The organism is Paraburkholderia sp. (assembly GCF_026225065.1).
In the GTDB taxonomy this organism is placed as follows: domain Bacteria; phylum Pseudomonadota; class Gammaproteobacteria; order Burkholderiales; family Burkholderiaceae; genus Paraburkholderia.
This window is the reverse complement of the sequence record NZ_JAMFSB010000039.1, coordinates 1-7,729: the sequence shown is the minus strand read 5'-3', so window position 1 is coordinate 7,729 and position 7,729 is coordinate 1. Positions and strand designations below refer to the sequence as shown.

The following is a 7,729-nucleotide window of genomic DNA, read 5'->3' as shown; positions in this document are numbered from 1 at the left end:
GCGCTCTGGCTACACGCAATGACGAGGCCGCGCGCGCCGTCTTGCCAAGGCAGATCGCGCATTTCCAGCAACGCTTTCTGCATCCGCAGGGATGGTACGAGTGCAAAACGGCTACAGGCGAGGTTTCGCGCTCGGACATGCCGTCGACGACGCCTTACCATCTCGCCACCGCGTATGCGGCGTTGCCGGCCTGACGTGGCTACACCTGGGTAAGCCTGGCTAAGTCTGCCTAAACCGCCGCACCGAACGAAAACTCCCGCTCGTGCTCGTCGCGCAACGCGCCGAACCGCTGCGTCCTTAGGACGACATCGGAAATCTCGAACACCGACACCGCCGCCTTCAACTGCTGCGTCTGCTGATGCAACGAGGGCGCGGCCGCGGCGGCTTGTTCGACGAGCGCCGCGTTCTGTTGCGTCATTTCGTCCATCTGCACGACGGCCTGGTTGACCTGCTCGATGCCAGTGCTCTGCTCAAGCGACGAAGCACTGATCTCAGCCATCATCTGCGTGACGCGTGAGATCGACTCCGAGACGTTACGCATCGCGCCGCCCGCATGCTCGACGAGCGTCGAGCCGCCCTTGATCTCCGTGACCGACTCGCTGATCAGCGTCTTGATCTCCTTGGCCGATTGCGCGCTGCGCTGCGCGAGGCCGCGTACTTCGCCGGCCACCACCGCAAAGCCGCGTCCTTGCTCGCCCGCGCGCGCCGCTTCGACCGCAGCGTTCAACGCGAGGATGTTAGTCTGGAACGCGATGCCGTCGATCACCGAAATGATTTCCGCAATCTTGTCCGAACTCTGCGCGATCCCGCGCATCTTGTCGACCACCTGATTCACGACCTCGCTGCCGCGCGAAGTGGCGTCCAACGCGGTCTGCGCCAGCGCATTCGCTTCGCGCGCGTGATCGGCATTCTGCCGCACGGTCGCAGTCAGTTCTTCCATACTCGAGGCGGTTTCTTCGAGCGAAGCCGCCTGACTCTCGGTGCGCGCAGACAAATCCGCATTGCCCGTGGCAATTTCGTTAGCACCGAGGTGAATTGAGTCAGCCGATTCACGCACCGTCTTCACCGTGCGAGCCACGCTTGCCTGCATCCTCGCCAGCCCTGAAAACAGACGGCCGATTTCGTTGGTGCCACGCGCGCCTATCGCCTGATCGAGCCGGCCCTGCGCAATCCGGTCGAAATGGCGGCCCGCCTCTTCGAGCGGCGCAACCACGCCGCGCCTGAGCGCCAGGTACACCGCCACCGTACCCGCCAACAGCAACAGCAGGATCGCCGCGCCAACACCGCGGAACAACGCAAGACGGCTGTCGATCGACTCGAGCGAAGCCCGGTTCGCGGCGTCAGCGAACTCTACGAAGGTATGCAGCTCGGCTAGATAGGCGTCCTGGAAAGATTGCGTCGGCTGATCGAGGAAAGCCTGGATGTTGCCTGAGTCGAGATCCTGCGTCAGTTCGACCAGCGCCGAGTGATACTTCTGATAACGGTCAGTGAGCGCGGCGGCGCGAGCGCTGTTTTCGTCGCTCGTCTTGGTGGCGTTCGTAAAAGAGGTGAACGACTGGTCTGCCGCCACCAGTTGGTCGCGGGCGTGCTGCACGATGTCGGCCGGTTCGGCGTTGCCCTTCACCATCCGCGTGCTGGCGCGCGACAGGTTGATACGCGCGTCCATCAGCGCCTGGGTGGTGCGATTCACCGCGTCGACCTGATTCAACGCGACATTCGATAGCTCGCCAACGTCGTCGTGGGTGCGCGTCAACGACCAGAACCCCAAACCCTCCGTCACCAGTTGCAGCAGGCAGAAAGCGGCCAAAACACACAGCAGGCCGGATGCGACCTTGATCTTGCTAAACATCGTGAACACCTGAATTGCATTGAATGACGGGAGAACTACGACGCTGTTTACGGCAACGCAAACGTTCTCTTGAGCAAAACCCGGTGAAAGACTGTCTTGCACGCTGATTCATGACGCAATCGTTCTATTGACATTGATTTACACAATAATCCGCGTGCCATTTTTGCGATTCACCTTGACGCGGCGCGTACGGGCTTCCTAGAGTGGGTAGGGACGCCACCACGGGCATCGCCCCGAAGGATTCGACAATGACAGATCTACTGGACCGGGCACGCGGCGCACTCCATGCCCAGCCGTTCAGCGTGCTCCTCGGCGCCGAGCTAATGCATACCAGCACCAACGAGCTGACGCTATGCCTGCCGATTCGCGACGAGCTGCGGCAACAACACGGCTTCGTTCACGGTGGCGTGATCAGTTACCTGGCGGACAATGCGCTCACGTTCGCCGGAGCGCTTGCGCTCGGACCGCGGGTCGTCACGGGCGAGTACAAGATCAACTATCTGCGGCCCGCGATGAACGGCATGCTGGTCGCGCGGGCGCAAGTCGTCTACGCCGGGCGGCATCAGGCGACCTGTCAGTGCAATATCTTTGTGATGGACGGCGATCGCGAGCGGCTCGTCGCCGTCGCGCAGGGGACGATCAACCGGATCGGCGACGGCGGGGACACGGTGCCGTCGCCTTGAGCGATTACTCTGCTGCGTACGTCTTCTGCTGCTGCTCGCCCAGGCCTTCGATGCCGAGACGAATCGTCTGACCCGGCTTCAGGTAAGTCGGGTTCGGCTTGACGCCCATTCCGACGCCCGGCGGCGTGCCGGTCGAGATCACGTCGCCCGGTTGCAGGCTCATGCACTGCGACAGATACGACACCAGCTTCGCGACGGTGAACACCATCGTCTTGGTCGAGCCGTTCTGATAGCGGTGGCCATCCACTTCGAGCCACAGGTTCAGGTTCTGCGGATCTGCCACTTCATCGCGTGTCACGACCCACGGGCCGATCGGACCGAACGTGTCAAAGCCCTTGCCCTTATCCCACGTACCGCCGCGTTCGATCTGCCATTCGCGCTCGGAGACGTCGTTGATCACGCAATAGCCGGCTACGTAGTCGAGCGCGTTCGCTTCGTCGATGTACTTGGCGGGCTTGCCGATCACCACGCCGAGTTCGACTTCCCAGTCGGTCTTCTTCGAGCCGCGCGGAATCTCGACGTCGTCGTTCGGGCCGCTGACCGCGCTATTCCACTTGTTGAACACGACCGGCTCGGTCGGCACCGGCAGATTCGACTCCGCCGCGTGATCGGCGTAATTCAGGCCGATACAGATGAACTTGCCGATCCGGCCGACGCACGGCCCGAGGCGCGGATTGCCTTCGACCACCGGCAACGATGCCGGGTCGAGCTTGCGCAGTTGAGCGAGACCGGCGTCCGTGAGCGTGTCGCCATTGATGTCGGCCACCACCTTCGACAGATCGCGGATCTTGCCTTGCGCGTCGAGCAAGCCGGGTTTTTCCTGGCCTTTCGGCCCATAACGAAGCAGTTTCATCGTTGCACGTCCCTATCTATCCAGAGTGTTCAGTGAAAAAAGCAGGCTAGTTCGACCAGCCGCCGTCGATCACGTGCGCCTGGCCGGTGGTGAACCCCGACTCGTCGGAGGCCAGATACAGCGCCAGCGCCGCGATCTCTTCGGTCTTGCCGACGCGGCCCATCGGCTGGCGGGCGACGAACGCCGCCTGCACCGCGTCGACGGTGGCGCCTTGCGCCTGCGCCTGTGCCGCAATCCGCTGTTCGAGCGACGGCGAAGCCACCGTGCCCGGGCAGATCGCGTTACAGCGTACACCACGTGTGACGAAGTCTGCAGCGACGGCCTTCGTCAAACCGATCACGGCCGCTTTCGACGCGCCGTACACGAAGCGGTTCGGCACGCCCTTCACACTCGACGCGGCCGACGACATATTGATGATCGAACCGCCGCCCTTTTCCAGCATTCCCGGCAGGAACGCGCGAATGGTGTGGTACATCGCCTTAGCGTTCAGGTTGAACGCGAAGTCCCAATCTTCTTCCGTCGCCTCGATGATCGATCCGGCGTGGACGTAGCCTGCGCAGTTGAACAGCACATCGATGGGACCGATTTCGGCGGCCAGCGCGGCGATTGCGGCCTTGTCGAGCACGTCGAGCTTGCGCGCTTCGACCGGCTTGCCGGCGAGCGAATCGATACGGATATCGGTGGCGATCACACGCGCCCCCTCGCTGGCGAAGAGTTCGGCGGTGGCGAGACCGATACCTTGTCCGGCGGCAGTAATCAGGGCCGTCTTCCCGGCCAGTCTTTGTGTCATCTACGGCTCCAGTTGAAATGGCTTGCGAAGTTTTATACGGGGTAGATTGCCACGATTTTCACAGACGGTAGAACGCCGTCGCGTTCGCGCCGAACACCGCTTCGCGTTCCGCGTCGGATAGTTCAGCGAGCAACGTATTCGCTACCGAATGCCATAGCAGGTAATCACCGTTCAGGTTGAGCACCGGCCAATCGCTGCCCCACATTAGACGCGTCGGGCCAAATGACTTCAGCAGATGGCCGACGTAGGATTGCAACGTCGCCTCCGTCCAGCCGGACGAGGCCTCAGTCGCGAGCCCGGAGAGCTTGCAATGGAGATGCGGCAGGCTAGCGAGACGGGTGATGCCGTCAGCCCAGCTTTGCCAGCCGGTTTGGCCGTCGCGAATCGGCGGCTTGGCGCCGTGATCGACCACGATGCGCAGCTTGGGGAAACGCGTGGCGAAGGTTTCGAGGGCCTCCACATGGCGCGTAAAAATCAGCGCATCGAACGCGAGGTCGTGTGCAATCAGCGCTTCGACGGCGGGGGCGAGGTCGGGGTTGGCGATCCAGTTGTCGTCGGCGAGATCCTGCAGCATCGGCCGGATACCCTTGAATTTGGCGTCACGTGCGAGTTCGGCGATCAGGGCGGGCGCATCGTTCGACAACATCGGCACCCAGCCGACCACACCCGCAATCGACGCCTCGTTGCGCGCGAGATCGAGCAGGTAACGGGTCTCTTCAATCGTGGGCGCCGCCTGGACGACAACCGTACGCTGCACATCGGCGCGCTCACGCAGCGGGGCGAGATCCTCCGGCCCGAAAGTCCGGTACAGCGATTCCAGATCCGGAGTCAGCCAGCCGTAATCGCCGCGTGCCGGATCCCAGTAGTGCTGGTGGGCATCGATGTGCATCGTTAGTCAGTCCTTGGGCACCGCCGCCCGAGGATCCAGCAGACCCTCGTCGCGCAATGCCGTCCACAATTCAGCAGGAATCGGGCGATCGAACGAGGCGACGTTCTCGCGCAATTCTTCGACACTGCGCGCGCCGGTCAGCACCGTTGCGACGGCCGGGTGAGCATAGGGAAACTGCAGCGCTGCCGCGGCCAAAGGTACATCGTGCGCGCGACATACGGCTTCAAGCCGGGCCACGCGTTCGATCACTTCTTTGGGCGCCGCGCCATAGTTGAACTTCAGATCCCCTTGAACACCACGAGCCAGAATGCCCGAGTTGAATGCCCCGCCTAACAGGATACTTACGCCGCGCGCCTCGCAGGCGGGCAACAGGTCGTCGAGCGTGGCCTGCTCCAGCAACGTATAGCGGCCCGCCAACAGCGCGCAGTCGATGTCGAAATCCGCCATCATCTCGAGAACCGCCGCGCCTTCGTTGACACCAAGGCCAACAGCCTTGACCACCCCCGCCGAGCGCAATTCATCGAGCGCGCGAAAGCCGCCGCCCTCCGTCAGTTGCTTCCAGTAGACCGGATTTTTATCGCCGTGTGTGACGCGGCCGATATCATGAATCAGCAGGATGTCGATCTCGACGATGCCCAGCCGCTGCTGGCTGTCCTCGAACGAACGCAGGATGCTGTCGTGGGTGTAATCGAAGATCGCCTCGAACGGCAGCGGGTCTTGCCAACCTTCGCTGCCGTCATACGGTGTTGTGCGCGGCACAAAGCGCCGACCGGCCTTGGTGGAGAGCACATACTGGTCGCGCGGGTAGCGGCGCAGTGCATCGCCCAATCGGTGCTCGGCTTTCGTATGGCCGTAATGCGGCGCGGTATCGAAGAAGCGCACGCCCGCATCCCACGCTGCGGCAACCGTGGCGAGCGCCTGCTCTTCCGTCAGATCGTGGTATAGACCTCCGAGCGGCGCAGTGCCCAGACCGAGCCCGCTCACCTGCAAATCGCGCCGGCCGATCCGGCGGCGCTTTACGACGTTTGAATCAATCGCTGCTGTCATGCAGATGTCTCCATTGTCGGCCCGAGTAAGCGCTTCAGCGCTTACTCGGGCCCCATGCAGTTTTATCGCGGTCGGCCAGAGTTCGCACTTTAGTGCGCCACTCTGATCCCATGCAACGTGGTTGTGCTGTTCATGCCATGACCCGCGTCGTCTTGCTGCGACGCTGTGCGTTCAGCCACCCCGCGCCAATCAATGCGAAGCGATCTCGACGACTCGCTGCGTAGACGCCGCGCTCGACGGCAAACACGCCGGTCCAACCGGCTCGAACGTCTTGTACGTCAGGATAAACTCCTGGTGCCCAAGCGTTTCGGACTTCGATGCTACACCTTGCGCCACCGCCACCGTCTGCTCAAACACTTCGCGGCCGACTTCTTCCAACGTGCCGCGGCCTTCGAGAATCCGGCCGGCGTCGACATCCATGTCACCCGCGAGATTTCGATAGGTAGCCGGATTCGCGCACACCTTGATGACCGGCGAAATAGCCGAGCCGACCACCGAGCCGCGTCCAGTCGTGAACAGGATCACATGCGCTCCACAAGCGATCAGTTCGCCGATCTCCGCATTGTCGCTAATGTTGGGAAAGCCAAAGCGCGGCTCGCCATCCGGTACCACGTCGAGCAGATACAGCCCACCGGTCGGCGGAACATCGCCCGGTTTGATGATGCCGACAATCGGCGATGCCCCACTCTTCGCATACGCGCCAAGCGACTTCTCTTCCTGCGTGGTCAGGCCGCCGTCTGCATTGCCCACCGCAAAACTGCCGTGGCCGAGAATCGAGTAATAGCGCGCGGCCTTTGCCACACACGCGACGATTTCATCACCCAGTTCCGGCCGCGCCGCGCGGGTTTTCATATGGAACTCGCAGCCCACCAGCTCGCCGGTTTCTTCGAAGATACAACTCGAACCGGCCTCGATCAGATGATCGAACGCGCGGCCCACGGCGGGATTTGCCGTGATGCCGCTGGTGCCATCCGAGCCGCCGCAGATCGTGCCGACCACCAGTTCACTGAGCGCCATCGGGACGCGTTGTTGCGCCGCCAGTTGTTTGCGCGCATCGCGTACCCAGTCCATGCCATACTGGATCGTGCTGCGGGTGCCGCCCTTTTCCTGGATCGTGAGCACTTCCACCGGGCGGCCGCTCTCGCGCACCACGTCCACGAGGTAGTGCTTGTTCATGCTCTCGCAACCGAGGGACACAAACAGCACCGCGCCCACATTCGGATGCGTGGTGAGCTGCTTGAGCATCTTTTCCGCATAGCTATTCGGATAGCAGCCGGGAAAACCGATCAGATGAACGGCCGGCTCACGCTCGGCGGTGGGATCGTCAAACGCATCGAGCGGCTCGCGAAACTGTGTGACGATTTCCCGCGCCACGTGATGTGCGCACTCGACGAGATACGCGACCGCAACGACATTGCGGATGCCCTTACGGCCGTCGCTGCGCAAATAGCCTTGCAGCATCGGCTGCGTGCTGGCGGCCGGGGAGATCGTTGCTTCGGAAGTGTCGGTCATGATCGTTCCAGCGCGGTATTGCACCGCATCAATGATGCACGAATTCGTGGCCTGCATCGTGCGTGTACGTCGGCAGGTAGTCGCTTTCGAGGTTATGAGTATGAAG

7 protein-coding genes and 2 pseudogenes are annotated in these 7,729 nt (G+C 62.4%); 2 read left to right on the top strand and 7 right to left on the bottom strand.

The window, feature by feature from the left end:
* A pseudogene (locus M0954_RS02775) lies at nt 1-194 on the top strand (N-acylglucosamine 2-epimerase); the annotation flags it as partial.
* Between the two features lie 35 nt (nt 195-229).
* On the opposite strand, the gene M0954_RS02770 reads toward M0954_RS02775, so the two are convergent.
* Complete coding sequence (locus M0954_RS02770) at nt 230-1,849, bottom strand: methyl-accepting chemotaxis protein (protein ID WP_297351521.1); 1,620 nt, start codon at nt 1,847-1,849, stop codon at nt 230-232.
* 248 nt (nt 1,850-2,097) lie between these two features.
* Between M0954_RS02770 and M0954_RS02765 the strand changes: the two genes are divergently transcribed.
* Nucleotides 2,098-2,532, top strand: coding sequence for a PaaI family thioesterase (locus M0954_RS02765; RefSeq protein WP_122157582.1), 435 nt, complete (start codon nt 2,098-2,100; stop codon nt 2,530-2,532).
* Between the two features lie 4 nt (nt 2,533-2,536).
* Here the strand turns inward: M0954_RS02765 and M0954_RS02760 are convergent, their stop codons facing one another.
* From M0954_RS02760 to M0954_RS02735, 6 genes and pseudogenes are all read right to left on the bottom strand, one after another.
* Nucleotides 2,537-3,385 (bottom strand): ureidoglycolate lyase, encoded by an 849-nt coding sequence (locus M0954_RS02760; protein WP_133893781.1) that lies wholly within the window; start codon nt 3,383-3,385, stop codon nt 2,537-2,539.
* Between the two features lie 46 nt (nt 3,386-3,431).
* Nucleotides 3,432-4,175 carry an SDR family oxidoreductase gene (locus M0954_RS02755; RefSeq protein ID WP_122157580.1) on the bottom strand — a complete coding sequence of 248 codons (744 nt, stop codon included), beginning with the start codon at nt 4,173-4,175 and terminating at the stop codon, nt 3,432-3,434.
* A 58-nt stretch (nt 4,176-4,233) separates the two neighbouring features.
* Nucleotides 4,234-5,064, bottom strand: a complete 831-nt coding sequence (locus M0954_RS02750; RefSeq protein WP_123386802.1) for an amidohydrolase — start codon at nt 5,062-5,064, stop codon at nt 4,234-4,236.
* A 6-nt stretch (nt 5,065-5,070) separates the two neighbouring features.
* The gene (locus tag M0954_RS02745; protein WP_122157578.1) at nt 5,071-6,111 is read right to left on the bottom strand and encodes an aldo/keto reductase; all 1,041 of its coding nucleotides are present in this window, start codon (nt 6,109-6,111) and stop codon (nt 5,071-5,073) included.
* Nucleotides 6,112-6,300: 189 nt separating this feature from the next.
* Nucleotides 6,301-7,623 (bottom strand): UxaA family hydrolase, encoded by a 1,323-nt coding sequence (locus M0954_RS02740; protein ID WP_122159398.1) that lies wholly within the window; start codon nt 7,621-7,623, stop codon nt 6,301-6,303.
* Between the two features lie 28 nt (nt 7,624-7,651).
* Nucleotides 7,652-7,729 (bottom strand): annotated as a pseudogene (locus M0954_RS02735) (hydrolase); the annotation flags it as partial.